This is a genomic window from Sphingomonas paeninsulae (assembly GCF_003660165.1).
In the GTDB taxonomy this organism is placed as follows: Bacteria; Pseudomonadota; Alphaproteobacteria; order Sphingomonadales; family Sphingomonadaceae; genus Sphingomonas_O; species Sphingomonas_O paeninsulae.
Map to the genome: position 1 here is coordinate 1679993 of NZ_CP032829.1, position 26679 is coordinate 1706671.

At 58.5% G+C, this 26679-nt stretch carries 21 protein-coding genes and 2 pseudogenes; 8 read left to right on the forward strand and 15 right to left on the reverse strand.

Annotated elements, in window-relative coordinates; all coding sequences use genetic code 11:
* Positions 1–58: 58 nt before the first annotated feature.
* From D3Y57_RS13725 to D3Y57_RS13735, 3 genes are all read left to right on the forward strand, one after another.
* On the forward strand, positions 59–1054 hold the full coding sequence (locus D3Y57_RS13725) for a phosphatase PAP2 family protein (RefSeq protein WP_239025840.1): 996 nt from the start codon (positions 59–61) through the stop codon (positions 1052–1054).
* Positions 1055–1103: 49 nt separating this feature from the next.
* On the forward strand, positions 1104–3632 hold the full coding sequence (locus D3Y57_RS13730) for a TonB-dependent receptor (protein WP_121153476.1): 2529 nt from the start codon (positions 1104–1106) through the stop codon (positions 3630–3632).
* Between the two features lie 90 nt (positions 3633–3722).
* A complete protein-coding gene (locus D3Y57_RS13735) occupies positions 3723–4403 on the forward strand; it encodes a PepSY-associated TM helix domain-containing protein (RefSeq protein WP_121153478.1) in 681 nt (226 codons plus the stop codon).
* 12 nt (positions 4404–4415) lie between these two features.
* On the opposite strand, the gene D3Y57_RS20230 is transcribed toward D3Y57_RS13735, so the two are convergent.
* The 3 genes from D3Y57_RS20230 to D3Y57_RS13750 all read right to left on the reverse strand — a co-directional run bounded on the left by D3Y57_RS20230 (position 4416) and on the right by D3Y57_RS13750 (position 8628).
* Positions 4416–7133, reverse strand: coding sequence for a TonB-dependent receptor (locus D3Y57_RS20230; protein WP_162987121.1), 2718 nt, complete (start codon positions 7131–7133; stop codon positions 4416–4418).
* Positions 7134–7138: 5 nt separating this feature from the next.
* Complete coding sequence (locus tag D3Y57_RS13745; protein ID WP_239025841.1) at positions 7139–7819, reverse strand: EF-hand domain-containing protein; 681 nt, start codon at positions 7817–7819, stop codon at positions 7139–7141.
* A 221-nt stretch (positions 7820–8040) separates the two neighbouring features.
* Entirely contained in the window at positions 8041–8628 is a 588-nt protein-coding gene (locus D3Y57_RS13750) for a DedA family protein (RefSeq protein WP_121153482.1), read from the reverse strand.
* A 73-nt stretch (positions 8629–8701) separates the two neighbouring features.
* On the opposite strand from D3Y57_RS13750, the gene D3Y57_RS13755 reads away from it, so the two are divergent.
* Positions 8702–9184 (forward strand): GreA/GreB family elongation factor, encoded by a 483-nt coding sequence (locus tag D3Y57_RS13755; RefSeq protein ID WP_121153484.1) that lies wholly within the window; start codon positions 8702–8704, stop codon positions 9182–9184.
* A 47-nt stretch (positions 9185–9231) separates the two neighbouring features.
* Here D3Y57_RS13755 and D3Y57_RS13760 read toward each other — a convergent pair whose 3' ends face one another.
* Complete coding sequence (locus tag D3Y57_RS13760) at positions 9232–10452, reverse strand: polyhydroxyalkanoate depolymerase (protein ID WP_277873310.1); 1221 nt, start codon at positions 10450–10452, stop codon at positions 9232–9234.
* A 130-nt stretch (positions 10453–10582) separates the two neighbouring features.
* Here D3Y57_RS13760 and D3Y57_RS13765 point away from each other — a divergent pair.
* Positions 10583–11238 (forward strand): annotated as a pseudogene (locus tag D3Y57_RS13765) (glutathione S-transferase).
* Between the two features lie 42 nt (positions 11239–11280).
* Positions 11281–11787 (forward strand): DUF1993 domain-containing protein, encoded by a 507-nt coding sequence (locus D3Y57_RS13770; RefSeq protein WP_121153486.1) that lies wholly within the window; start codon positions 11281–11283, stop codon positions 11785–11787.
* 34 nt (positions 11788–11821) lie between these two features.
* Here D3Y57_RS13770 and D3Y57_RS13775 read toward each other — a convergent pair whose 3' ends face one another.
* From D3Y57_RS13775 to D3Y57_RS13810, 8 genes and pseudogenes are all read right to left on the reverse strand, one after another.
* Complete coding sequence (locus D3Y57_RS13775) at positions 11822–12829, reverse strand: inorganic phosphate transporter (protein ID WP_121153488.1); 1008 nt, start codon at positions 12827–12829, stop codon at positions 11822–11824.
* A gap of 4 nt (positions 12830–12833) precedes the next feature.
* Positions 12834–13942: pseudogene (locus D3Y57_RS13780) on the reverse strand (DUF47 family protein).
* 86 nt (positions 13943–14028) lie between these two features.
* A complete protein-coding gene (locus D3Y57_RS13785; protein ID WP_121153490.1) occupies positions 14029–15999 on the reverse strand; it encodes an acetyl-CoA carboxylase biotin carboxylase subunit in 1971 nt (656 codons plus the stop codon).
* Between the two features lie 52 nt (positions 16000–16051).
* Positions 16052–17077, reverse strand: a complete 1026-nt coding sequence (gene bioB, locus D3Y57_RS13790; protein ID WP_121153492.1) for a biotin synthase BioB — start codon at positions 17075–17077, stop codon at positions 16052–16054.
* A complete protein-coding gene (locus tag D3Y57_RS13795; protein WP_162987122.1) occupies positions 17074–17424 on the reverse strand; it encodes a lysozyme inhibitor LprI family protein in 351 nt (116 codons plus the stop codon). Before D3Y57_RS13795 ends, bioB begins: the two co-directional genes overlap by 4 nt.
* Positions 17425–17438: 14 nt before the next feature.
* Positions 17439–19589 (reverse strand): methylmalonyl-CoA mutase, encoded by a 2151-nt coding sequence (gene scpA, locus D3Y57_RS13800; protein ID WP_121153496.1) that lies wholly within the window; start codon positions 19587–19589, stop codon positions 17439–17441.
* Positions 19576–19995, reverse strand: coding sequence for a methylmalonyl-CoA epimerase (gene mce / locus D3Y57_RS13805; RefSeq protein ID WP_121153498.1), 420 nt, complete (start codon positions 19993–19995; stop codon positions 19576–19578). The genes scpA and mce overlap by 14 nt, the downstream gene beginning before the upstream one ends.
* A 9-nt stretch (positions 19996–20004) precedes the next feature.
* A complete protein-coding gene (locus D3Y57_RS13810) occupies positions 20005–21531 on the reverse strand; it encodes an acyl-CoA carboxylase subunit beta (protein WP_121153500.1) in 1527 nt (508 codons plus the stop codon).
* A 356-nt stretch (positions 21532–21887) separates the two neighbouring features.
* Here D3Y57_RS13810 and D3Y57_RS13815 point away from each other — a divergent pair, with 356 nt between their 5' ends.
* Positions 21888–22271 carry a hypothetical protein gene (locus D3Y57_RS13815; RefSeq protein WP_121153502.1) on the forward strand — a complete coding sequence of 128 codons (384 nt, stop codon included), beginning with the start codon at positions 21888–21890 and terminating at the stop codon, positions 22269–22271.
* 406 nt (positions 22272–22677) lie between these two features.
* Here D3Y57_RS13815 and D3Y57_RS13825 read toward each other — a convergent pair whose 3' ends face one another.
* The 3 genes from D3Y57_RS13825 to D3Y57_RS13835 all read right to left on the reverse strand — a co-directional run bounded on the left by D3Y57_RS13825 (position 22678) and on the right by D3Y57_RS13835 (position 24361).
* The gene (locus tag D3Y57_RS13825) at positions 22678–23106 is read right to left on the reverse strand and encodes a PaaI family thioesterase (RefSeq protein WP_121153504.1); all 429 of its coding nucleotides are present in this window, start codon (positions 23104–23106) and stop codon (positions 22678–22680) included.
* A gap of 124 nt (positions 23107–23230) precedes the next feature.
* Positions 23231–23713, reverse strand: a complete 483-nt coding sequence (locus D3Y57_RS13830) for a DUF3617 domain-containing protein (RefSeq protein WP_162987123.1) — start codon at positions 23711–23713, stop codon at positions 23231–23233.
* Positions 23714–23824: 111 nt separating this feature from the next.
* Entirely contained in the window at positions 23825–24361 is a 537-nt protein-coding gene (locus D3Y57_RS13835; RefSeq protein WP_121153508.1) for a DUF3617 domain-containing protein, read from the reverse strand.
* 64 nt (positions 24362–24425) lie between these two features.
* Here D3Y57_RS13835 and uvrB point away from each other — a divergent pair, with 64 nt between their 5' ends.
* Positions 24426–26621 carry an excinuclease ABC subunit UvrB gene (gene uvrB, locus D3Y57_RS13840; protein WP_121153510.1) on the forward strand — a complete coding sequence of 732 codons (2196 nt, stop codon included), beginning with the start codon at positions 24426–24428 and terminating at the stop codon, positions 26619–26621.
* Positions 26622–26679 lie beyond the last annotated feature (58 nt).

Sequence of the window (26679 nt, forward strand, 5' to 3'; positions counted from 1 at the left end):
GGCACGTAAACCTGCTACCGGCGAGGATTCGTTTTTGGCTCCGTATCGATCCCCATATTTGACCGAACCCGCGACTCTTTCGATTGCTACGCCGCTACGGCCTATATCGGATTCGATTGCTAATTTCGACGATATCGAAGTGCCGATCCCGCTCGGCTGGATGATGGCGGGTCTGGTGCTGAGTTTTATCGGCGTCACGCTGTTGATGTGGCATGCCCATCTTACGCTCGATCCCAACACTCCGGCTAATGGGGCGTTGCTGTTTGTAATGGCTCTGGCAGGCTTGATCCGATACACATACCGCGCTCCGAAATCGCGCACGCAAAGAATTTCCCGCGATGCCGCCGAGTATCTTGGCATGTTTATCGTGGTCGTCGTTCTCGGCGCGTTGGCAAGCTATCCAGTGGCAGTCGGAACAACCGGCTATGTCGATATGACGCTTGAACAGATCGACCAGTTTTTCCGGTTCAACTGGGTTGGCTGGTACGATTTCACCGTCGCGCACAAATCTCTGCAGCTATTGGGGAGCCTGGTGTACGCGAGCATTTACCTGACACCCGTAATCCTGCTCAGTTATTTCGCGCAGGCGGATCGCAAGGCCGAAGCGCGCGTGTTCATTGCCAGTTTCTGGGCTGCAGCCATTTTTACGTTGATGCTGTTTGTGGCATTCCCCGCCCAGGGGCCGCTGGCTTTTCTGGTCCATGGGCCGATTTCGTACATGCCGACCAGCGCGCTTTATCAGTCCGAGCTTATTCCTGTCCTTCGCGACGGGACATTTCATCAAGTCAGCCTGGGAGCGTTGCGGGGTCTTGTCTGCGCACCCAGTTTTCACACCACGAGTGCTGTTCTGTATATGCTAGCCGCCTGGCCGATCAGGTCGTTGCGCTGGCCTTTGATAGCGTTGAACTGTGCAATGCTGCTCTCCGTTCCGGTTGAGGGTACGCATTATCTTGCCGATATGATCGGCGGTGCACTTGTCGCGCTCGTTGCTTATGCTGTTTTTAAATTTCTAGCTAAACGCCTTTTATTGCGAAAGACTCTCGATAGCGCTTGACGCTGCGAACGACTCTCAATAGCGAGCCCCCATTAGCTTTGGGGGCATCATGAACGATCAGAATACAAACCGGACGACCTTCCGGTCGGTTCCAACCTTCCTTGCGTTGGGCTGCATAGGGTTGCTGGCGACAGCACCGGCTTACGCTGAGGCTGCCGATGCGGATCCCGCCGATCAGATCATTGTCAGCGGGCAACAGGAAAAGATCGAGATTCCAAAATCGGTCGCGCCGCTGATCAACACGCCGCGATCGGTCGTTGTGATCGATGCGCAGGTTATCAAGGAAACCGGGTCGGCGACCTTGGTCGATGCGCTCCGGACGGTTCCGGGTATTACTTTTGGCGCGGCAGAGGGCGGCAATCCGATCGGGGATCGTCCTTTCATTCGCGGTTTCGACAGCCAGGGATCGACCTATCTCGACGGCGTCCGCGATCTGGGCGCGCAGACGCGAGAAATTTTCGCTGTCGATGCGATACAGGTTGTTCGTGGTTCGGATTCGACGCTCGGTGGACGGGGTTCCGCAGGTGGTACGCTTAATATCATCTCGAAGCTTCCAAAGGCCCGCGACTTCGCAACGCTTGATGTCAGCGCAGGAACGGCCAATTATAAGCGCGTTGTCGGTGACGTTAATTACCAGCTTTCCGATACCGTAGCAGTTCGATTGGCCGCGATGTGGCATGATCAGAACGTCGCAGGGCGTGATGCGCTGTGGCAGAAGCGCTGGGGCGTCGCGCCGTCGCTCACTGTTGGCCTTGGTACGCCGACCCGCCTGACGGTTGGTTATTATCACCTCACAAGCCACGAGTTGCCTGATAGCGGCCTTCCCTATCTGTACACGGTTGGTAATACTCCCGATCTCGGCACCAGCTACTCTGAACCTGCTATCGGTCGGATTACGACCGCTGGCGGTCAAACCGGTACCGTCGACCGCTCAACTTTTTACGGTCTGAAAGATCGGGATTTCCGCGATGCCAGAACCGATCAGGCAACACTCCGGGTGGAACATGATTTCGGGAGCGTCACACTCCGCAACACCTCGCGCTTCAGTCACAATACTCAGGCATATATCTATACCCAGCCTGACGATTCGGCCGGCAACGTGTTCGGTACGACGACAACGAATGCGACGACACCGGCAAACGGGACGATCCAGACCAACGGCGGCTATGTCTGGCGGCGGGCGAACTCGCGTTATGGTTATAACAATGGCCTCACGAATCAGACCGACCTTTTCGGTAAGTTCAAAACTGGCAGCATCGAACACAGCTTTTCTGCGGGAACTGAATTTTCCTGGGAAAAGGCGCGTCGCGGCGCTTTCGTAACGCGCGGTTATCTGAACCCTACATCCGGCGTCGAAATCTTGTCGAACGGTTCGCAAATCAATCCGCGTTGCAACAGCAACACGATTGCGCGCTATTATTGCACCAGCCTGTTTAACCCGAACCCAAATGACCCGTGGGTGAATTACGCCAGCGACACCTCGAAGGTTCAGTCGCCAATCGTGAAGATGCTGCCGATCGAAGAAACTCAGTATGATGCGAATACGCAGAGCGCCTACGCTTTCGATTCGATCACGCTGACCCCTTCGCTGATTCTGAACCTCGGCGCGCGCATAGATCGCTTTGGATCGACCGTGACGCCCGGCCTCGCTGCAAACGCCACGCAGACGATCAAACTCAGCCGGACCGACACGATTTTCAATTATCAGCTGGGACTGGTGTTCAAACCGACTGCCAACACCAGCATCTATGGATCGATGGCGACCTCAGCGATGCCTCCTAACAGTCTGCTCGGCGAAGGGTCGGAAGGTAACGCTCTCGGGACGACAACGACTGCGGCCGCGCTGGCTCTTCTGAATGCGTTGAAGGTTGAGAAAACGAAGTCCTATGAGATCGGCGGCAAGGCCGATTTGTTCGATGCCCATCTTTCGCTCACCGCGGCGATTTTCCAGACCGATACGAAAAACGCGCGTGTCACAAATGATCTTGGCAATGTTTCCTTCATTGGGTCGCGTCGCATCCGTGGTGTTGAACTGGGTTTCAATGGAAACATCACGCCCGAATGGAATGTTTTCGGCGGTTACACTTATCTCGATGCCAAGATAGTAGACGGAGGGTTCACTGCATTTACCGTCCCGGCTGTTGTCGTGGGGGGCGTTACCACCGTTCCGGCGCGGACCATAACTCAGCCATCGGTTAACACCGGTCGTCAGTTCCCCCAAACCGCAAAGCATAGCTTCACCCTGTGGTCGAATTACAAGGTCATGCCAGCCTTCACGATCGGCGGCGGCGCATTCTACACAAGTCGCGTGTTCGGTGGTTACGCGGATAACCGGGCTGTGACCGGCACCGGCGTTGCCGCAGTGGTCAACCCGGCGACCAAGATTATCGAACGCAGCGTGCCTGCATACTGGCGCTTCGATGCCCGCGTTTCATATGAATTCAACCGCAATGTCGAACTCGCGGTTAATGTTCAGAACCTGACCGACAAGGTCTATTTCAACCAGGCCTATGTGAGCCATTATGCATCCATCGCTCCTGGACGCAGTGCCTTTGCGACGCTCAGTGTAAAATATTGAAGACAATGCCAATGATGCGGCAATGATCGGACTCGACCATCGCCGCCTTGGCATCTGCTATTTGACCCAACTTCAGGAATAACCGCACACATGTCGCTTCCGCGCTTCAATCAATCGGGTCTGTTTTTCGTCCCGCGCACATGGCAACGCGCCGCGGTCGTCCGCTGGTTGAAGCGTATTCATGCATGGACTGGATTCTGGGGCGCATTGCTGTTCCTGCTGATGGGCACAAGTGGTTTCTTGCTCAATCACAGGGGCACTCTGAAGATTGAGACCGGCGAACCGTTCGAGGTCAGTTCGATGGACATTGCGGTCCGGGCCAACCAGTTTGCCGATGCCGACGCGATGGGAAAATGGGCGAAGACCGAGCTGGGGATGATGTCCGAGGCGCGACCACCGCGACAGGAAGGGCCGCCCATAAAAGGCAAGCGCGAGTTTATGGGTAAGCCCCATGTCGAGGCCGAAAAATGGACGCGCGCATTTACTTTGCCGAATGGCAGAGTCACCGTGGATTATGTTCCGGGGTCGACCAGCGTATCGGTAAAGCGAGAGGGGGAGGGCATTTTGTCCACGATCAAGAACCTTCACAAAGGCGTCGGGTTGAGCATGTTCTGGGTGCTCTTCCTCGACACGATCGCTGGCGCACTGGTGGCGATGAGCCTGACGGGTTTTCTGCTGTGGACCAGATTGCATGGCAGCCGAATACTGGCTGGCGTTATCGTTGGGGCCAGTCTTGCCCTGGCGCTTGGGGCAATCGTTCCGGCGTTTTGACCCTCGGCGCTGTCAGAACTTCTTGCGAAAGTTCAATTGCACCGTGCGGCCGCGAGCGTCGATGAGACCCGGCTGATAGCTGAGTGGCACAATACCGTTTGAATCGCGCACGTCGCGAATAGCATTCGTAAGATTATCGACGCTGAGGCGCAGGCGGCTTCCCGTAAGGAAAGGCATTGCGCTTACCAGTTTTTTGCGGCTGTCGAAGTTCAGGAACGCCTGAGCATCGAGCGTCAGCAAACTGGCGAAGAACAGGTCGGGCGCGGTCGAACCGGTGCCGGTCATCCCGCCTAACACGGTGCTGCTCGTCAGGTATTTGCCCTTTAATCGAAGCCCCAACCCCTTGTTGAAATAACCCGCGTCCAGATCGAACGTATGGCGCGACGATCCGCCACTACCGACCGCGCCGCCGTTCAGCAGGTCTAGTACTGGCAAGTCGGGGCGTATGACGATCTGATCGAGGAAACGGATGCTGTCATAGACCGAGACCTGCCAGCGACCGCCCTGATCGTTGCCTCGTCCAAAGCCACCGCCGCCGCCACCGCCGCCTCCGCGAGAGCCGCCGCCGCCACGGGGGCCACCGTCACCACCACCACCGCCACCGCGCGGTCCGCCGCCAATGCCTCGTTCGCCGTTCGCCGTTTTTCCAAAACTGTGGCTGAAATTAAAACCGACGCGAAGGACATTGCTGCGCGATGCGGCATAGTTGACCGAGCGTGTGTCGATCGAAATGAGCCGGCCGCTGGCATCGCGGGTAACGCGGTCCGGGAAAGCGCGCTCGATTAGCGGAGTGAGCGTCGGAAAGTCCGAAACCGGATTAGTGCTGCGATTGCGGAAGAAGTTTGCGCTTAGCTGCAGATCGGTGAATTTCGGTGGCTTGTAGGTGAGGCCCAGCTTAAAATCGCGACGCTTCTCCGTCACAAGCGCGGTGTTCCCACCACTTATCTGGGTGACCAGCACCGATTCACCACGCGTATAATCATAAGTGACGACATTGGGTGTCTGAATCGTCGGGTTTCCCAGTTGCTGGATAGAGGGTTCAGCCTCGTCATCAATGGCGGTACCAAGGATCGTCAGCCCCTTGATTGGTGACCAGTTGAGGCCGTAACCGAAGCTGACGAGGGAGCCGAAATCGGACAGGTGGCGATACGCCAGATTGCCATTTAGGGTCAGGTTGCCGATCGCAGCGCCAAAGTCGCGATCGCGGCTGGTTAGAGGAATATCGACGTTGATCCGGCCATTGCCCTCGTCCCGAGCTAGATCGGCTTGTGATGTCAGCCCGGCGCGTTCCGCGTTGCTGCTCAGCCGCTGGGTTGCGAACCCTGCGCGTATGGTGGCACGGATCGCGCCTGCGGGCAGGTCTGCGACCGGACCCGATATCGTATAGATACCGTTTGTCGCGTCTGATTGCGAACGCGCCGTGTCACGGGGGCCATTCCCAGCCGAAAAGGAAGACGCGAACGGATTTGTTGCGAGGGCAGGGTCGGTGATCCCCACGCGCGCCTGCAACGCGGCCACATCGACACCGTTGTCGGTCCCTGTGCTGCTGATGATCCGGTCGTAATTACCAGTCAGCGTCCATTGCCATTTGGAGATGCTGCCGTTCACTGTCAGGCCGCCGTGGAAGGTATCGGATTGGGTGTCGCGAGCCAGCGCGGAGCCGTAATTCCGCACCAGCGTCACCGGTTGAGAAAAGGGCGAATAGGGCTGCCCGACCGGAATCGTGACTGCCGCTGAGGACAAGCCAAAAAACGACCGCCCTTTTGCCAGTTCATAGCTGCCGTTCAGCGACAGCGAAATCTTGTCGGTTAGCGGGCGTGCGATAACGGCATTGATCTTTATGTCGTCGGTTGCAGGCAATAAAGTGCGATAATCGCCCTGATCCGTAGTGCCAGGCTGGTTTGCCGTCGCCGCAAAATCGGCGAGTGCAGGAGTTCGGTTTCCAAGCGATCCCGGCACCGCTGCGGATGTCACAGGCACGCCTGCAATCACGCTGAGGACTGGGTCCACCTGTCCGCCAAATGTCGTTCCATAGACATTTCCAGCAAGCGATGCTGATTGGCCCGTTGCTCGCTGGATGATGTCACGCTGACTTTCGAACACCGAATCCGCGTGGTTATAATCGACCGTAAGTGATGTGCGTGCGCCCTTGTTGATCCGGACGCCAGTGGTATCGAATTCGGACTGTCCGCCGCCCCCATTGGTGGACTGGCTGTATTTGCCCTCGGCCGTGACTGATTTGAAATCCGATTTCAGAATGAAGTTCACCACCCGTTGATCGGCAGCGTATCCGAATTTCAGAGCAACTTCCTCTGGAAGAATCTGGACACGCAGGATGGCTTCGGGGGGAAGGTCGCGGATTTCCGAAAAACTGGAGATGCGCTGGCCGTTCAGCAGTATCACAGGACCGGCGCTATCACGTCCTCTTCCCGAGGTTGTTTGCGGCGACAGGGCATCGAGAAGTTCGGCGATCGAGGATGCGCCATAGCTTTCGACTGCGGCTTCATCGAGTTCCAGTTCAGGGGGAATGTCGCTGACCACCGCACCTTGAATCTGCGGCGCTGTAACGATGATTTCGGGTGTGGATGATGCTTTGTCAGGATCTGACTTGTGGGCAGACGGCTGGACCGGTGCGTTCTGGGCCTGTGCCGTGTGCGACAGGGCCATGCCCGTCGTCAGCGCAAGAGCAGTCGCCTGCATCAAACGCGCAGAGTATTTTCGAGCGATCATGTCGTTTAGTGTTTCCGGTTGGAATGTGCAGCCCGGCGTGTGCCCATCTGCTGGGCTGGTGTTTTGGGAAGGTCGGCAAGGGTCAGATAGCCCTTGTCAGTGTTCGGAGCGGCGCTTTCCAGCATGTGAAAGTGGCGCTCGGCCGCTGCGCGAAATTCGGCGAGCGTGATGATCCGGTTCATGTCGGTATCGGCCGATGTGACGGGTTCATGCTGGGCAAGGAGGCTGTAGCGCGCCGCGCCGCCCATGCCTTCGGTCGCTTGCGGGCGTGAGGTGCTGGAACTTGCATCTTCGTCAGAATCGGCACCACCCGTGCGACCTCCGCCACCCATGCCGCCGCCACCGGCACCAGATCCGCCGCCACGGCCCATGCCGCCCCCATGATGACCACCACCATGTCCGTGGCCGCTGGCGCTGCCCTGTGCGCTACCAGGCGCGCCACCAAAGCTTTCGCCAGACTGGATTTCCGGTACGATCTGCGTTTCGTAACGGGTGACCTCATCGGGGTCGATTTCGCCGTCGTGATCCACATCGAGCGTTGCAAAGAATCGCGCCGCGTCGTTGCGCATCTCGTCGATCGTCAGGTGCCCGTCATGATTGGTATCGGCCTGCGCAAACCAAGCCGCTACCGGATATGGGTCGCCTGGTGCCGCTCGAAATGGTTCGCCCGCGGGTGAAATGAACAAAACGCTGCGTCGGGGACCATCAGGGCCGTGTTGCGGACCAGGTCCCGAACCCGGCAGGCCCTGTTGAGGTGCGGGAATGCTGTTGGGGTGGCAGCGTCCTGACTGGGGCTGGCCAAAGCATTATTTGCGGTGAGAAGGGCGACGAGCGACAATGCAATGCAGCGCATACGCTTTCCTTTTTTCAACGCACCGCGATGGTACGGCGCGTTGCCCTTGCCGCGCTATAGATTTCCACCGGATGAATGCCGAGCCATTCTGCGGTGCCGGATGAAAATAAATCCTGCAATTCCGCAGACCACCAGGACGGCTGCGGCGATTGTCCAAGGGTCCGAAGCGATACGTGCGACCAGTAGTTCGAACGCGTTACCGAAGCGAAAGCCGATATAGGTGAAAACCGCCGCCCAAACCGCCGCCGACATTGCGTTGAGGATAATGAACCGGCGGGCCGGTACCTTGGAGACGCCAATCGCGATCGGGCCGGCGATCCGCATTCCGTAAATAAAGCGAAATACGGTGCAGAACATCACCGGTCGACGTTCGATGAACCCGATGGCGCGGGCAAAGGCCGGGCGCTGGCGGACGCGTTCGATATATTTGTTTTCACGGTGGTAGCGGGCGACGAAGAACACCAACTGGTCCGCGGCAAATGACCCCCCGAAAGCGGCAGCGGCGGCCACATAGGGATCGACGAGATTGCGATGCGCGAGGAAGCCGCCGGTCGTAACCGCCGCCTCTCCCTCAAGCGCGGCACCTAGGAAAATGGCGACCGCACCATAAACCCGGATAAGGTGTTCGAAATTGGCGAACATGAAGAGCTCCGGATGGGGTTGTCGCGCGTTTTAATGCGGTTAAGTCGATTTGACGTATGAACAGGACCAATAAATGAGCGTAGCGTTCCGTCGAGAGAGCGATGAGGAACACCTTGAGCCTAAGTTCGAGGTGCCGATACCTCCTGGCCCAAATCTGGTTACTGTCAACGGTCGTGCGCTGATTGCAGCACAGGTCGAAGCATTCGAACGCGCGGTTGCCGAGGCTGGCCCGGTTATCGAAAAAACCGACGAGGCAGAGGCTTTGATGCGGGTGAAGCGCGATCTCCGTTATTGGCGGGCGCGGCTGGCAACTGCTCAGCTTTCGCCTCCGCCGCCTGAAGGGAATGTCGGTTTTGGATCACGTGTGCGATTGCGCCTGAATGGAGCCGAGCGCACGATTGATATCGTGGGCGGTGATGAGGCCGATCCGGCGAACGGCCGACTGGCGTTCACAGCGCCGTTGGCGCGCGCGCTAATGGGACTTGGCGAGGGGGACTTTGCCGATTTTGCCGGTAAGGTTGATGCGATCGAAGTGCTGGCGGTTCACTTCCCGTGATGCGACCTCTGTGACTGCGCGCATTCCCGCCTGGCTCATTGCCAAACCTAGCTCATTGCAAGCACCAGATTGCGGATTTGCGGATAAACCTGATTTTCCCATTTCCGTCCGGCGAACAAACCATAATGGCCGACGCCGGGCTGGAGATGGTGACGCTTCAGGTGCGGGCGTAGTCCCGAACACAGGTCATGGGCGGCTGCGGTCTGACCGACCGAACAGATATCATCGCGCTCTCCTTCGACCGTCAACAGAGCCGTGCGTCTGATCTGACCCGGATCGACCAGCTTGCCGCGATGTTCGAACAGCCCGCGTGCGAGCAGGGTTTCCTGAAATACCTGCTCGATCGTTTCCAGATAGAAATCGGCATCCATGTCGAGGACCGCAAAATATTCTTCGTAAAAGTTCTGGATAGCGGCGGCTTCGTCGGTGTTCCCCTCGGCGAGCAAATCGTAAAGTTTGAGGTGTTGATCGACATGGCGCTGCTTGTTCATTGCCATGAACGCGGTGAGTTGGAGGAAGCCGGGGTAAACCCTGCGCCCGGCACCAGCATAACGGGCCGGGACGGCAGAAATAAGCTTGTCGCGGAACCATTCGATGGGGTTGGCATTGGCCAGATCATTGACGACAGTCGGCGAAATTCGCGTATCCACGGGGCCGCCCATCAGCGTCATCGTGGCGGGCTGGGCAGGGTTCTTGTCTGCGGCCATGATCGCCACGGCGGCCAATGTGGGTACGCAGGGCTGACAAACGGCGAGGACGTGCTGGCGCGGGCCGATCTCTTCCAGAAAGCGGATCGTGTAATCGATATAATCGTCCAGGCCGAACCTCCCTGCGCTGACGGGAACGTCGCGCGCATTGGCCCAGTCGGTAATATACACATCGTGATCGCGTAGCAGGACTTGCACCGTGTCCCGTAACAGTGTGGCGAAATGACCGGAGAGCGGTGCGACCACGAGCATCTTTGGCTGTGGCGTGTCCACATCGTCCTTTGCAAAATGAAGGAGATTACCGAACGGCAGAGCGAGCGTGACTTCCTCGCGCACAGAGACGGTGCGGTTGCCGACCTCTACCTTGTCGATCGCAAACGGGGGACGGATATGCGTGGCCTGAGCATTGCCGGCAACGTCGAGCATCGCGAAGTAATTGCGAACGACGGGCATTTTGCCGAACATGCCCATCGACTCTTGAAGTTTGACCATCGAATGTGCGGCGCTGCGGAACGGCGTCATCACATCGGTCCAAGCCTGAAAAACGTCATATAGCGACACTGTACGTTGCCCTTGCTCATGAAAGTCGCCGGTCGACGCTTCCCCTTGGAACGATTTAGTGCATTAATTGCTGCGTCGCGTCATGGATTAAATTTGTGATGGCAACCGGAGACTGTTTGGGAGACCCAGAATGGCACGTGCGTTGTTGACGATGTCGAGCAAGACCTATTCGTCCTGGTCATTGCGCGGGTGGCTGCTGTGTCGGCTGGCCAAACTGGATATCGAGGAGAAGTCGGTGTCGATCGACGATCCTCAGAACCGCGCCGAACTGTTGCTGCTGTCACCCTCGGTACTGGTGCCCCGCCTGACCCACGACGGTGTCAGCGTGTGGGATACGCTGGCCATCGCGGAGTATCTGAACGAAGTGAAACCCGATGCAGGGCTGTATCCCGCAGATGCGATCGCGAGGGCGCACTGTCGTTCGGTTTCGGGTGAAGTGCATTCCGGTTTTGCCAATTTGCGCTCTGCACTGCCGATGAACCTGAAAGCTCACCACACCAATTTTCGCATTTTTGCAGGCGCGAAGCCGGACATCGAACGGATCGAGACGATCTGGGCGGAATGCCTCGGTAAATACGGGGGCCATATCTGTTCGGCAAAGCGCCCACGGTGGCCGATGCGATGTTCGCTCCGGTTACGCGGCGTTTCCTGACTTATGGCGTGAAGATGACGGCAGAGAACGCCGGCTATTGCGCAACGATCAGTGCGTGGCCGCCGATGGCCGAATGGACCGCCGCTGCTGCTGCTGAGCCTGAAGAGATGGAGGAACTCGACGTCGAGTTCTGACCACCCTAGGACGCTTCGGATATCATCATCCAAGGGTCCAATATGTCGTTATCAATGTATCAGGCATCTGCTCCGATCTTTCTGCGTCAGTTTGCGGCGTTGACGGCTATTATCGACACTGCGCAGGCTTTTGCCAAAGCGGGCGGACTGGATGAGGCTGAGTTCATCGATGCGCGCCTGGCTCCCGATATGCTGAACTTCGCCAAGCAGGTACAGATTGCAACCGATGGCGCGAAAGCCGGCATTGGTCGTCTTGCCGGAATCGAAATTCCCGCTTTTGCAGATACCGAAACGACATTCGACGAGCTGAAAGAACGTATCGCCAGGACCGTTGCGTTCATTCAAAGCGTCCCGGCGGCCAGCGTCGATGGAAGCGAAGACAAGGCGATCGTCTTTAAGATCCGCGACAATGAGCTGAATTTCGTGGGGCAGCCTTTTCTGCTGCACTTCGTCCTGCCGAACTTCTTTTTTCATGTAACGACCGCTTATGCCATACTGCGTCACAAGGGCGTTCAGATCGGCAAGCGTGATTTCCTAGGCGGCATCTGATCGCTGCAATGACCCGTCTGCGACGCTCAATTCTTTAAGGGAACAGGCGGGTCAGTTCAAAGAAGATCGCGCCAATCGCTGCTGAGGCGGGGATCGTTACGACCCATGCGATGACAATCCGGCTGGCGATATTCCAGCGTACGGCCGACGCGCGGCGGGCCGCTCCGACGCCAACGATCGCGCCGGTTATGGTGTGCGTGGTCGATACCGGAATACCAAGGAACGACGCGGCGAAAATGACACTCGCGCCACCCGCTTCGGCGCAGAAACCCTGATGTGGGGTCAAGCGGGTGATCTTCGAACCCATCGTTTCGATGATGCGCCAGCCGCCGGTGAGCGTGCCGAGCGCGATGGCCAGATAGCAGCTTATCATCACCCAGATTGGAACATGGAAGACCGGGCCGAGCATTCCCTGTGAGAACAACAGGACCGTGATGATACCCATTGTTTTCTGCGCGTCATTGCCGCCGTGGCTGAGCGAAAATAGCGCCGAGGATATGAGCTGGAGGCGACGAAAACTTTTGTCGGCACCCGCCGGACTGGCGCGAAGAAAAGCCCATGATGTCAGCAAGACGAGCAGCAGCGCCATAATCATGCCGAGCGTTGGCGACAGCACGATGGCGATTGCGGTTTTGGATACGCCTGACCAGACGATTGCGCCGAAGCCTGCCTTTGCCGTGCCTGCGCCCAGCAACCCGCCGACGAGCGCGTGGCTGGACGAGGAGGGGATGCCGAACCACCAGGTTATCATATTCCAGCAAATTGCGCCGATTAACGCACCGAACACGACAGCGGGAGTGACGATGCTGGCATCAACGATCCCCTTGCCGACGGTTTCGGCGACATGAAGGCCGAACACAAAGATTGCGGCGAAGTTGAAGAAAGCGGCGAAGGCGACCGCGCGACCGGGTGACAGCACGCGTGTTGCGACGACCGTAGCTATGGCGTTTCCCGCATCGTTGCGACCGTTGAGAAAATCGAACCCGAGCGCGATGGCGATCAGCGCGACGAGCAGCGGAAAGGCGAGAGTGGCTTCGTGCACGAAATTAAGCGTGATCGATCACGAGACCCTGGATCTCGTTTGCGACATCCTCGAATCGGTCGATCGTGCGTTCCAGATGCTGGTAGATTTCGCGGCCGACGATGAACTGCATCGGTGATTCTGCATTGGCCTTGAACAATGCCTTCAACCCGCGATCGTGAATTTCATCGGCGTGGCCTTCCATCGTAACGAGGCGTTCGGTCAAATCATGCAGCCGACCGGCATTGTTGGCGACATTGCGAAGCAGGGGATCGCTTCGGCTGTAACGCGGGCAGCATCGACGATGATGCCTGCCATGTCGCGCATCTGCGGTTCGAAGGTCTTTACCTCGTATAATGCGATGGCTTTGGCGGTGCCGTTCATCTGGTCGATGGCGTCGTCCATGACCCCGATCAGGCTGGTAATCGCGCTGCGGTCGAACGGCGTGATGAAGGTGCGGCGGACGCTTTGCAGCACTTCGCGCGTGATATCGTCGGCCTCATGCTCGCGCTCGAAGATTTCCTTGATGTGATCGTTCATGCCGGGGCCGCCCTGAAGCAGCCGGGCAAGCGCGTCCGCGCCGCCGATCAGCGTGACCGTATGTGCTTCGAACAGTTCGAAAAAATTGCCCTGTTTGGGCATCATCGACTGAAACCACCGTAGCATCGAATTTCCCCCGAGGCGCGTTGCGCCGAATGTTTTGTTCGCCTGTGCCGTCAACGCCGCAACGTCGCTGGCACGAAAATTACGGATGAGTGCGGCAAGGTCCGGCTCATTTACCGCCGCTGCCGCTTCCTCAAGCGGGAACCAGCGCCGTTCGCGTTCGCCAGACTCAAGCCAGTCATCCAGTTCCTCTGTCACCGCGAACGGAAACAGCGAGACATCGGCCATCAACGACGCGCCATTGTTGCGGGTCTTGCGATAGCGAAACTTGCCGAGCGGCGTTGGGCAGACCGCGCCAAGAACACCCGCTTCCTCCTCAGCTTCATGCGCGGCCGCCGCGTGCGGGCTAAGGCCGGTGATCCGATTGCCTTTTGGCACGACCCATCGCCCGGTGCCGCGCGACGTCACCAGCAGAATGCTGACGCGCGAAGCATCGTCGGTGCGATAGGGTAGGACGGCGATCTGGCGAATGGCTGGTTTTCCGAATGAATTAGTGGGCCTTTGCCCGACTAATCCGTCCGTCGCAAATCTGTAATCACGCCAGTCCTAAACCGCACTTATTCCATTTCAAGAATGACGGCATCCACAGCAAGGCTATCACCCGCCGCAGCGCTCAGGCTTTTGACGGTGCCCGACTTCTCTGCACGGAGGATGTTCTCCATTTTCATGGCTTCCACGACTGCCAGCGGTTGCCCAGCCTCGACCTTTTCACCGGCCTCAACATGGAGCGCGACAAGCAGGCCCGGCATAGGGGCGAGCAGGAAGCGCGACATGTCGGGTGGGATTTTTTCGATCATGTGCCGTGCCAGCGGCGCAACGTGCGCGGGCAGGACGCGGACGGCATGGCTGGCCCCGCGCGTGGTCAGTTTGAACCCGGCGCGTGTGCGGACGATTTTCACGGCCAGCGGTTCGTCACCGATTTCGGCTTCGATGATACGGTCGCCGGGAGTGTATTCCATTTCGAGGTCGAGCGGCACGCCGTCCACGGTGATTTCGTCACCGGCGAGCAGGACGTCGTGCGCGGTGCCGTCGATCAGGACTTGCCACGAGGATGGTGGCGACAGGCGCTTGCCGAGTTGGCCATCCACGCGGCGAGCGCGGTCGGCTTCTGCCGTGGCAGCAAAGGCGGCGATGGCGGCGAGCGAGCGGAGCAGGTCCGCGCTGGCAGGCGCGCCATGGAAGCCGTCGGGATATTCCTCTGCAATGAAGCCCGTCGTCAGGTTCCCGGCACGGAAGCGTGGATGCTGCATGATGGCCGACAGGAAATCGAGATTGTGGCCGACGCCTTCCAACTCGAACTGGTCGAGCGCGAGAATCTGCTTGTCGATCGCCTCTTCGCGGGTTTCGCCATAGGTGATGAGTTTGGCGATCATCGGATCGTAGAAGATCGAGACTTCGCCGCCTTCCTTCACGCCATCGTCCACGCGGACGCCGTTGATTTCTTCGGGTGGCTGATAGCGCACGAGACGCCCGGTCGATGGCAGGAAGCCGCGATAAGGGTCTTCGGCATAAACGCGGTTTTCGATGGCCCAGCCGGTGAGTTTGACCTCATCCTGCGTCATCGGGAGCTTTTCACCATAAGCGACGCGGATCATCTGTTCGACCAGATCGACGCCGGTGATGTACTCGGTGACGGGATGTTCGACCTGAAGCCGGGTGTTCATTTCAAGGAAGTAGAAGCTCTTGTCCGCGCCGACGATCAGTTCGACCGTTCCTGCGGAATAATAGCCCACCGCGCGGGCGAGGGCGACGGCCTGTTCGCCCATTTCCTTACGCATTTCGGGCGTGACGAAGGGCGATGGAGCCTCCTCGACAACCTTCTGGTGGCGGCGCTGGATCGAGCATTCGCGTTCGCCGAGATACAGGATCGTGCCGTGCTGATCGCCCAAAATCTGGATTTCGATGTGGTGCGGGCTGACGATGAACTTTTCGATGAAGACGCGATCGTCGCCGAAACTGGCAAGCCCTTCGCGCTTGGTTGCTTCGAAGCCTTCGCGGACATCCTGTTCCGACCAGGCGAGGCGCATACCCTTGCCGCCGCCGCCTGCGGAGGCCTTCATCATTACCGGATAGCCGATGCCGCCCGCGATTTCGACCGCGTGTTCGGTGCTGTCGATTTCACCGACGAAGCCGGGAACGACCGAAACGCCAGCGGCCTTTGCCAGCTTTTTGGATTCGATCTTGTCGCCCATTGCGGCGATCGCGCCGATAGGGGGGCCGATGAAAGCAATGCCATTGTCGGCAAGCGCCTGCGCGAATGACGTGCGTTCAGACAGGAAGCCGTAGCCGGGGTGAACGGCTTCAGCGCCGGTCGCCTTGCAGGCTTCGATGATCTTGTCGGCCAGCAGATACGACTGCGCGGCGGGCGAAGGACCGATGTGGACGGCTTCGTCGGCCATCAACACGAACGGGCTGCGCGCGTCGGCGTCCGAGTAAACGGCGACGGTGGCGATGCCCATTTTTTTGGCCGTGCGAATGACCCGGCAAGCGATTTCGCCACGGTTGGCGATCAGGATTTTTTTGAACACGTTGGCGGTTTCCCGTTTATTTGAAGCGGTAAAGGAAGGTGGCTGCGGGGCGCTATTCGGCGGGGACTCGCATCGGTTCGACACCTTCCATCGGTTTTAGCCCGAGCTTTGCAAACAGGGCGTTATCCGCGCCGCCGCCTGCGTTGCCAGTCGTGAGCAGTTTGTCGCCGGTGAAGATGCTGTTCGCGCCTGCCATGAAGGCGAGTGCCTGTGTCGCATCGCTCATGCTTTCGCGGCCTGCGGACAGGCGGACCATGCTGAGTGGCATTGTGATGCGGGCGACCGCGATGGTGCGGACGAATTCGATGTCGTCCAGTTTTGCCATCGGCGTATCGGCAAGCATATCGCCCAGCACCGTGCCGCGCACCGGCACTAGCGCGTTTACGGGCACGCTTTCGGGATGTTTCGGCAGGGTGGCGAGGGCGTGGACGAAGCCGACACGATCGGCGCGGGTTTCGCCCATGCCGACAATGCCGCCGCAGCAGACAGAGATGCCAGCGTCACGCACTTCGGAAAGCGTGTCGAGTCGATCCTGAAACGTGCGCGTCGTGATGACGTTGCCGTAATTCTCGGGCGACGTGTCGATGTTGTGGTTATAGTAATCGAGGCCCGCATCGCCCAGGCGCCGCGCCTGGTCGCCGGTCAACATGCCGAGTGTCATACAGGTTTCGAGGCCCATTGCGCGGACGCCTTCGACCATCTCAACGATGGCATCCATGTCACGATCCTTGGGGTTGCGCCATGCGGCACCCATGCAGAAACGTTGCGATCCGGCTTCCTTGGCTTCGCGAGCGGAGGCGAGGACGGCACCGACGTCCATCAGCTTTTCGGCTTTCAGACCGGAGTCGGACGATGACGATTGCGAGCAGTAACCGCAGTCTTCCGGACAGCCGCCAGTCTTGATTGACAGCAGGGTGCAAAGCTGGACTTCGCTGGCCGTGTGGTTGGTGCGGTGGACGGTCTGCGCGCGGAAGACGAGTTCGTCGAAGGGCAGGTCGAACAGGGCGGCGATTTCAGGGCGCGTCCAGTCGGTTCTGACTCCGCTCGACACCAGCGGAATTTTTACTGCAATGTTCATTTGGATTCCACCAGTTTGGCTAATTGTTTCGTCCGCATGTCGGTCATGCGCGCCCGGCAACTGGCAATGATCATCGGTTGCATTGACCCGCCGGAGTATTCCAGCCCTTCGACCACGCATTGTTTGTCGCGGAATTGCAGCCATGCGCGCTGAGCTGCGAGCAGGGTAGGCGCGTAACCGGGGCCACCGCCGCGCGTTTTGTCGGACCCATCGCGCTTTTTCATAACGCCGTACGTCACTGACCACTGACGGTTGATATTCACATCGGCGCGGGCCGCGTCGTTGCCCGCGCACATGGTCATCTCAAGCTGTGTTGTCGCATCGGCGCAAGTTGCTGCGGCGGCCATGATGAGAAGCGCAATCATTCTGCGGCGATGCTTTCTTCTTGTGGTGGCATATTGTGGCCGAGCAGGCGCAGCACATCGGCTGCTGCTTCGACTACGTTGGTTCCAGGACCGTATATCCCCGCAACACCTGCATTGCGGAGGAAATCATAATCCTGTGGGGGGATGACGCCGCCGGCGATAACCTTGATATCGTTGCGGCCGTGTTCGCGAAGCTGGCGGATCAGTTCGGGAATCAGCGATTTGTGCCCTGCGGCAAGGCTCGACGCGCCGACGATGTCCACGCCGTTTTCGATCGCGACGACCACGGTTTCTTCAGGGGTCTGGAACAGCGGACCGGAGACGATTTCGAATCCCATGTCGCCGAACGCAGAAGCGATGATGTTGGCACCGCGATCATGGCCGTCCTGACCCATTTTGGCGATCATGATCTTTGGCTTGCGGCCCATGCGGCGTTCGACGGCCAACACGCCACTTAGTACCTGATTCCAGCGCGGATCGCCTTCATAGGGCGCGCCATAGACGCCTTTTACAGGCGTTGGTGTCGTGCCGTAGCGGCCGAAGCTCTCCTCCATCGCCGCCGATATTTCGCCGAGGGTGGCGCGGGCACGGGCAGCTTTTACGGCCAGGCCGAGCAGGTTGTTTTCGATGCTGGACGGCTGGGCTGCACCTTCACGCAAGGCGGTCAGTGCAGCTTCGCAGGCGGCGGCATCGCGACCGGCCTTCACGCGCTTGATCCGGGCGATCTGGCCTTCGCGGACCATGTCGTTGTCGATGTCGAGCGTGTCGAGATGGTCTTCGGTTTCGAGCCGGTATTTGTTGACGCCGACGATGACGTCCTCGGCGCGATCGACGCGGGCCTGACGTGCGGCGGCGGCTTCCTCGATCATGGATTTGGGCCAACCGGCAGCTACGGCCTTTGCCATGCCGCCGTCAGCTTCGACCTTTTCGATGATCGCCCATGCCTTGTCGACCAGTTCGGCGGTTAGGGCTTCGACGTAGTAAGAGCCGCCGAGGGGATCGACGACTTTGGTCATCCCCGTTTCTTCCTGAATCACGATCTGCGTGTTGCGCGCAATACGGGCGGAGAAATCGGTGGGCAGCGCGATGGCTTCGTCGAGCGCGTTGGTGTGCAGCGACTGGGTGCCGCCCAGCATCGCGGCCATCGCCTCGATCGTGGTGCGCATGACGTTGTTATATGGATCTTGCTCGGTCAGCGAGACGCCGCTGGTCTGGCAATGCGTCCGCAGCATTTTCGAGCGTTCGTCCTTTGCGCCCATGTTCGTCATCACGCGATGCCACAACACGCGGGCGGCGCGCAGCTTGGCGATCTCCATGAAGAAGTTCATGCCGATGGCGAAAAAGAAGCTGAGGCGACCGGCGAACTTGTCGATGTCGAGGCCGGATGCGACGCCGTAGCGGACGTATTCGGCACCGTCGGCGATGGTGAAGGCGAGCTCCTGAACCTGCGTCGCGCCGGCTTCCTGCATGTGATAGCCGGAAATCGAGATGCTGTTGAACTTTGGCATATGGCGCGAGGTGTAGCCGAAGATGTCGGAGATGATCCGCATCGACGGTTCGGGTGGGTAGATATAGGTGTTGCGGACCATGAACTCCTTCAGAATGTCGTTCTGAATGGTGCCGTCGAGCAATTCCTGGGGGACGCCCTGTTCTTCGCCCGCGACGATGAAAAAGGCGAGGATCGGAATGACCGCGCCGTTCATCGTCATGCTGACTGACATCTTGTCGAGTGGGATACCGTCGAACAGAATTTTCATGTCGTCGATGGTGTCGATGGCGACGCCCGCTTTGCCGACATCGCCGGTGACGCGCGGATGGTCGCTGTCGTAACCGCGATGGGTGGCGAGATCGAAGGCGACCGAGAGGCCCTTCTGGCCCGCTTTCAAATTGCGGTGATAAAATGCGTTTGAGGCTTCGGCGGTCGAGAAGCCTGCGTACTGGCGGATCGTCCACGGGCGACCGGCGTACATCGACGCACGAACGCCGCGCGTGAACGGTGCGAAGCCGGGGAGGCCGGGATCGATGCCGGCCACGTCGTCCGCTGTGTAGAGCGGTTTGACGTCGATACCTTCAGCGGTGTGCCAAGTGAGGTCTTTGCCCTTAACCTCTTTGGCAGCGGCGGCGGCCCACTCGTCAGTGGTTGCCATTTGGAGTCTCCATGATTTCGGTCAGCATCCCGCCCATGTCTTTTGGGTGGACGAAGAAGATGAGGGTGCCGTGCGCGCCGATGCGGGGTTCGCCGAGGACGCGTTTGCCGAGTGCGATGAACTCATCGCGGGCGGCGTGGATGTCGGGCACTTCGAAGCAGATGTGATGCTGTCCGCCGAGTGGGTTTTTCGCGAGGAAACCGTGGATCGGCGAATCTGCACCCAGTGGTTCGATCAATTCGATCTGCGCGTTGGGGGTATCAACGAAGCAGACCTTCACGCCCTGCGCGGGCAGGTCGAAAGGTTCATGGATCTTGGTCGCACCCATCACGTCGCGCCAATGGGCGACGCTGGCTTCGATGGAGGGCGTTGCGACGCCGACGTGGTTGAGGCGGCCTAGTTTCATGTTCGAGCCTTAAAGCGGGATGTTGTCATGCTTTTTCCACGGATTTTCCAGAACCTTGTTCCGGAGCTTCCGTAGTCCCGTCGCGATGCGCTTGCGGGTGGCGTGGGGCATGATGACCTCGTCGATGAAACCCTTGCTTGCGGCGACGAAGGGGTTGGCGAAGCGGGCTTCGTATTCCTTGGTGCGTTCGGCAATTTCTTCTGCGGTCTTGCCACGGAAGATGATTTCTACGGCACCCTTTGCACCCATCACTGCGATTTCGGCTGTCGGCCATGCGTAGTTGAGGTCACCGCGCAGATGCTTGGAGGCCATCACGTCATACGCGCCGCCATAGGCTTTGCGCGTGATGACCGTGATTTTTGGTACGGTCGCTTCGGCATAGGCGAACAACAGTTTCGCGCCGTGTTTGATGATGCCGCTGTGTTCCTGTCCGACGCCGGGCAAGAAGCCGGGGACATCGACGAAGGTGATGATCGGAATGTCGAACGCATCGCAGAAACGCACGAAACGCGCGGCTTTCTTTGACGAATTGATGTCGAGGCAACCGGCAAGGACCATCGGCTGATTGGCGACCACGCCGACCGTGCGGCCCTCTATCCGACCGAAACCGATCAGGATGTTGCCTGCGTGTGCTGGCTGGATTTCAAAGAAATCGCCCTCATCCAGCGTCTTCCGAATGATCTCGTGCATATCATAGGGCTGGTTGGCGTTGGCGGGGATCAGCGTGTCGAGGCTATCTTCGATACGGTCCCATTCGTCCGCCGTGGGGCGCTCTGGGACAGGCGAACGGTTCGATTCGGGCAGGAAGTCGATCAGGTCGCGCGCGGCCAACAACGTCTCGATGTCGTTTTCGAATGCATTGTCCGCGACGCCCGATTTGGTCGTGTGCGTGAGCGCGCCACCGAGCGCTTCCTGCGTTACGATTTCGTTGGTTACGGTCTTTACGACTTCCGGCCCGGTCACAAACATATAGCTCGTATCCTTCACCATGAAGATGAAGTCGGTCATGGCGGGCGAGTAAACCGCGCCACCTGCGCATGGACCCATGATGAGGCTGAGCTGTGGGATGACGCCCGATGCCAGCACGTTGCGCTGGAACACTTCGGCATATCCGCCGAGCGATGCTACGCCCTCTTGAATACGCGCGCCGCCGCTGTCGTTGATGCCGATGACAGGCGCGCCGACCTTCATCGCAGAGTCCATCACCTTGCAGATTTTCTGCGCGTGACGTTCGGACAGCGACCCGCCGAAGACGGTGAAATCCTGGCTGAATACAAATACGAGGCGGCCGTTGATCGTGCCGGAGCCCGTGACGACGCCATCGCCAGGGATGATCGTTTCGTGCATTCCGAAGTCGACGCAATTGTGCTCGACATACATATCGAGCTCTTCAAATGAGCCTTCGTCGAGCAGCACGTCGAGGCGTTCACGCGCGGTTAGGCGTCCCTTGGAATGCTGCGCGTCGATGCGCTTTTGACCGCCGCCCAAGCGCGCAACCGCGCGACGTTGTTCCAGATCTTCGATGATCGACTGCATGGATGCCCTTCACGGAAAAATACGGACTCACCATTCCGCAAATCCTCGGCCTGCACAAATGTGAATTTGCAAATTCAATAGAACAGCCAATTCGGACAGAAACGTTTTTTCGATTCTAGCCTATATTTTAGAGGGGTTTGGGAGCGAGATGGGATGGGTGAGCGATGATGCTTCCACATCAGTAATTTGGAATTTTAGGGAGGTTGTGGCGCACATCCCGTTTCTGTCGCCATTATTAACGCCTCATTCGCTCCCGGTTCAGCGTGGGTCGCCCATTATGAAACCAGTCGGCATGGTGAGTCGTTTATCATGATGCTGCGTGTTCCTCTCGGGGTCGACGCATTAGGAGATATGAAATGGGAATGTTGAACAAAGTCGTGCTTGGCCTGGCGTTGGGTGCCAGTGCTTTAGGCACCGCCGCTCCAGCCGAAGCACAGCGTTACGGTGGTGGTTATCGTGGCGGATATCATGGAGGCTATCACGGGTACCGCGGCAATGGCGCGGGGCTCGCGGTTGGTGCCGGGATATTGGGTCTTGCCGTTGGTGCGGCGATCGCATCGGACAATCGCGGCCGCTATTATGATCGCGGCTATTATCCGGGCGGTTATTATGAAGGCCCGGTTTATCGCGACAGCTATTATTACGACGGCCCGCGTTATCGCAACTATCGTAACTGCTGGAGCGAGCGGGTCTGGGACGGCTATCGTGGCGGTTGGGCCCGCGTTCAGCGCTGTCGCTAAAGTTCGTCTCACGTAACTAACGAACGATAAGAAATTTGAGGTCAGCCCGAACGATTGGACTGGCCTCTTCTTCTTGCCAGCCCCACGCTTCGACCACGGCAAGTCGGCGACCGAGCCTGATGATCTTTGCGGCCGCATAGGTTTCGATGGTCTTGCCGCCGCGCAGGAAGTCGACCGTGATCGTGATCGGTTTGAATATGGGGGAGCCTCGAGTCCCAGCGCATCGCGGAGCATGAACCAGGCCGCGTTTTCAACCAGTCCGCTAATCGCACCGCCATGCAGGAAACCGGGCCTGCCGATCAGGTGATCGCCGAACGGCATTGCAAGAATCTCGCGATCGCTTTCGCGAACTCGCCGGATGCCCAGAGCATCGGCATAGGGCGATCCGGTGCTGGCGGGATTGAGGTTATTCGACATCGGTAAACATGAATGTGCCAGCGACATGGGCGAGTGGGTCGGAGGGATCTCCATCATGCGCTTCGCCGCGGGCAAACCCGATACTTTTGGTCAGCCGATAGCATTGGCCGCGCCCGACCACGGTTTTTCCAGGTGTTGCAGGCCGCAGATAATCGACACGCATATCGAGCGTCGCTTGCGGACGAAATCGTCCTGATTTCAACCAGATCGCCATACTTGTCGCCATGTCCATCAGGGTGAAAATCGGCCCGGATGCGAGTATTCCAGTGAGTGGGTCGCTGACGAGATCTTCGCGATATGGAAGCAAAAGTTCGACCCAATCATCGCCATGCGCATGATATTGCGTGCCGATCAGCGCGTTGTGGCCGTGGTTGATCAATATCGACGCGAATTGAACGGGATCGAACTTATCTGTCATCGATAATATGTTACCTCTAAGTTGACGTTCGCGTAAACCCCACGGTCGGGCGTGAACGAGTATTAAGGGAGCGCTCTGGCGACAAACCCGTTGATTACTCCGACCCTGAACCCCGCTGACGCGATCACGAACACTTACCGATGCGTTCGGCTTTGTGTGAGGCAGTGAAGGTCGCGCGATGCGTTTCGCCCTGTTTGGTTTTCATGGTGATGACGAAATCGGCGGTGACATCGATCGATCTTTGTCCATAAGTCCCGTCGAGCTTTACCCAAGCGTCTTTCTGTTCCGGGCCGCCCATCATCTGCGCGACGCCCGAGCAATTGCCTTCTCCATGAATGACGCCGTTTTCACTTGATGCGCCTGTCATTTCGCATTTGTTCTGGCGAAGGTTGAAATATCTCATCACCTCAGCGCCTGTGCGAATGTAAGGCGTGGTGCATTCGCTCGAGCTTTTGTCGGCCGGCAGGCTTTTGCGCAGTTCGTCTATCGATGCACCATCAACCTTTGGCGTGCCGAAGGTGGTTGAAATCTGCCATTGTCCCCGCTCGAGCGGAACGCCGGTAGGGCCGCAGCCGGCAAGAACGAGTGCTGCTCCGGTAACTACCAACCCACAAAACCTCACCCGATTTCCCCCGTTAGCCAAGCCGAAGTTCAGCTCATTCGGGCGTTAATCGCCGTAAAAGGTAAAATTCCGGCAAAGTCTGTGAACGGCAACGGCTCAAGCCTTGCAAACCCCAGTCCGCGCGCCCTTTGTGTGTGCCTTCATCGACATGCCGCCGCCGGGCATTTGTGGGTTCGAAGTGACCATGTTCATCGTCATGTCATAGGCGGTCGAGGAATAGGTGCCGTTCATCGTCATCTTCATGGTGCCACCCTGTGGCGTGCAGGTCATCGTGGCGTCGATGCGGCCATTTCCCATCTGGAAATTGTCGTATTTGCATTGACCATTCGCCTTGCCCGCGAACATTTCGGACGATGGTTTTTCGGCTTCGGCGGGGGTCACGCAATGAGTGAAATCGGTGGCCTTATTGGTTTTCATCGAATTCGTGATCTGTTCGGCCATCCGCTTGTCCTTGAGGCCGGGCATTTCGACCGCAAGGATCTGGGTATTGGAGGTCCACAGGCCGGGTTCGATTTTCAGCGCGGTCTTTGCCTTGGCGGCGACTTCTTCGACCGAGGCATTCTTGGCGCTGACCTCTGGACCTTTGTTACAGGCGAGCAAAAGCAGCGGTGTCAGGACGATGAGGTATTTCATGGCAATATTCTCCCAATATCTGTGACGTTGCGCCCGTCTTTGCGAGGCACCATATCCAGAACTTATGGCAATTCAAATCCGCACCTCGCTCGCTGAGCCTGAAACCAACGAGAGCTTTGTCCCGCATCGCCCGACGCGACCGGAGAAGACCGAGGGGAGCAAGCCGTTCAAGGTCGTTTCCGATTATGAAGCGGCGGGAGATCAGCCGACGGCGATCAAGGAGCTTGTAGCGACGGCGCTGGACGGCGAGCGTAATCAGGTTCTGCTGGGCGTGACGGGGTCGGGCAAGACCTTCACAATGGCGCGGGTGATCGAGGAGTTGCAGCGGCCTGCGCTGATCCTTGCGCCGAACAAGATATTGGCGGCGCAGTTGTACGGGGAAATGAAGAGCTTTTTCCCCGATAATGCGGTCGAATATTTCGTCAGTTACTATGATTATTACCAGCCCGAAGCCTATGTCGCGCGGTCGGATACCTACATCGAGAAGGAAAGTTCGACCAACGAGTCGATCGATCGGATGCGCCATTCGGCGACGCGTTCGCTGCTGGAACGCGACGATGTGATTATCGTGGCTTCGGTGTCGTGCCTTTACGGTATCGGGTCGGTCGAGACTTATTCGGCGATGATCTTCGATCTGAAAAAAGGTGCGGGTGCCGATTTGTCGGAGATCGTGCGCAAGCTCGTCGCGCTTCAGTATAAACGCAACGATGCGGCGTTTCAGCGCGGAAATTTCCGGGTGCGGGGCGACAATCTGGAGATTTTCCCGTCGCATTATGAAGACAGCGCGTGGCGGATCAGTTTCTTCGGTGACGAGATCGAGGGGATTGTCGAGTTCGATCCGCTGACGGGGAAGAAATCGGCGACGCTGGATTCGGTGCGGATTTACGCGAACAGCCACTACGTCACGCCCGGCCCGACGATGAAACAGGCGATGGACGCGATCAAGCATGAACTGAGCGAGCGGTTGAAAGAGTTGGTGCTGGAGGGCAAGTTGCTGGAGGCGCAGCGTCTGGAGCAACGGACGAATTTCGATCTGGAGATGATTGGGGCGACGGGCAGTTGTGCGGGCATCGAGAATTATTCGCGGTTCCTGACCGGACGCTTGCCGGGTGAACCGCCACCGACCCTGTTCGAATATCTGCCCGAAAATGCGCTGCTGTTCGTGGATGAGAGTCATGTCACCATCGGGCAGGTCAACGGTATGTCACGGGGCGATCACCGGCGGAAACTGACGCTGGCGGAATATGGGTTTCGCCTGCCGTCGGCCATCGACAACCGACCGCTGCGTTTCAACGAATGGGATGCGATGCGCCCGCAGACGGTGTGCGTTTCGGCGACGCCGGGGCCGTGGGAGATGGAGCAGACCGGCGGCGTTTTTGCCGAACAGGTCATTCGTCCGACTGGGTTGATCGACCCGCCGGTGGAGATCAAGCCCGTCGAGGATCAGGTCGACGACGTGATCAACGAAATCCGCAAGGTAACAGCGCAGGGGTATCGAACTTTGGTCACGACGCTGACCAAGCGGATGGCCGAGGATTTGACCGAGTATCTGCACGAGGCGGGAATCAAGGTCCGTTATATGCATAGCGATGTCGAGACGCTGGAACGTATCGAGTTGATCCGCGATCTGCGGCTGGGTGTTTATGACGTGCTGATCGGGATCAACCTGTTGCGCGAGGGACTGGATATTCCCGAATGCGGGCTAGTGGCGATATTGGACGCCGACAAGGAAGGGTTTTTGCGGTCGGAAACCTCGCTGATCCAGACCATCGGGCGCGCGGCGCGTAACGTCGACGGGCGGGTGATCCTCTATGCCGACCGGATTACCGGCAGCATGGAACGGGCGATGCGCGAGACGGATCGGCGGCGTGAGAAGCAGATGGAATATAACGCGCTGCACGGCATCACGCCGATGACGATCAAGCGCAATATTTCGGACGTGATCGGGCATTTGTCCTCGCGCGATCAGGTGACGATCCCGATTGATGACGACCGTCCGCACATGGTTGGGCACAATTTGCGCGGCTATATCGAGGAACTTGAGGTCAAGATGCGCAAGGCCGCTGGTGATCTCGAGTTCGAGACTGCCGGGCGGATTCGCGATGAGATTCGTTCGCTGGAGGCCGAGGAGCTTGGCCTGCCCGCGCATGAACAGTCGAAAGCGCCGATCATGGGACGGAGCAACGAGGGCAAGCCCGGCACGCGCAAGACCCGCTATGGGGCGAGCCAGAAGTTTAAGAGCGGGCGAGTGGCAAAGTAGTCGTACTTGGAAGTGGCCATATTCAAAGGTAGCCATTCTCTAAAGTAGCCAGCCCCCC

Excerpts from the sequence above, each read along its gene's own strand:
- D3Y57_RS13835 (WP_121153508.1), bottom strand. The coding sequence starts at position 24,361 with ATGAAATACCTCATCGTCCTGACACCGCTGCTTTTGCTCGCCTGTAAC.
- D3Y57_RS13825 (WP_121153504.1), bottom strand. The coding sequence starts at position 23,106 with ATGACAGATAAGTTCGATCCCGTTCAATTCGCGTCGATATTGATCAAC.
- bioB (WP_121153492.1), bottom strand. The coding sequence starts at position 17,077 with ATGAACATTGCAGTAAAAATTCCGCTGGTGTCGAGCGGAGTCAGAACC.
- D3Y57_RS13795 (WP_162987122.1), bottom strand. The coding sequence starts at position 17,424 with ATGGCCGCCGCAGCAACTTGCGCCGATGCGACAACACAGCTTGAGATG.
- uvrB (WP_121153510.1), top strand. The coding sequence starts at position 24,426 with ATGGCAATTCAAATCCGCACCTCGCTCGCTGAGCCTGAAACCAACGAG.
- D3Y57_RS13730 (WP_121153476.1), top strand. The coding sequence starts at position 1,104 with ATGAACGATCAGAATACAAACCGGACGACCTTCCGGTCGGTTCCAACC.
- D3Y57_RS20230 (WP_162987121.1), bottom strand. The coding sequence starts at position 7,133 with ATGATCGCTCGAAAATACTCTGCGCGTTTGATGCAGGCGACTGCTCTT.
- D3Y57_RS13750 (WP_121153482.1), bottom strand. The coding sequence starts at position 8,628 with ATGTTCGCCAATTTCGAACACCTTATCCGGGTTTATGGTGCGGTCGCC.
- D3Y57_RS13735 (WP_121153478.1), top strand. The coding sequence starts at position 3,723 with ATGTCGCTTCCGCGCTTCAATCAATCGGGTCTGTTTTTCGTCCCGCGC.
- scpA (WP_121153496.1), bottom strand. The coding sequence starts at position 19,589 with ATGGCAACCACTGACGAGTGGGCCGCCGCCGCTGCCAAAGAGGTTAAG.
- D3Y57_RS13770 (WP_121153486.1), top strand. The coding sequence starts at position 11,281 with ATGTCGTTATCAATGTATCAGGCATCTGCTCCGATCTTTCTGCGTCAG.
- D3Y57_RS13815 (WP_121153502.1), top strand. The coding sequence starts at position 21,888 with ATGGGAATGTTGAACAAAGTCGTGCTTGGCCTGGCGTTGGGTGCCAGT.
- D3Y57_RS13810 (WP_121153500.1), bottom strand. The coding sequence starts at position 21,531 with ATGCAGTCGATCATCGAAGATCTGGAACAACGTCGCGCGGTTGCGCGC.
- mce (WP_121153498.1), bottom strand. The coding sequence starts at position 19,995 with ATGAAACTAGGCCGCCTCAACCACGTCGGCGTCGCAACGCCCTCCATC.
- D3Y57_RS13755 (WP_121153484.1), top strand. The coding sequence starts at position 8,702 with ATGAGCGTAGCGTTCCGTCGAGAGAGCGATGAGGAACACCTTGAGCCT.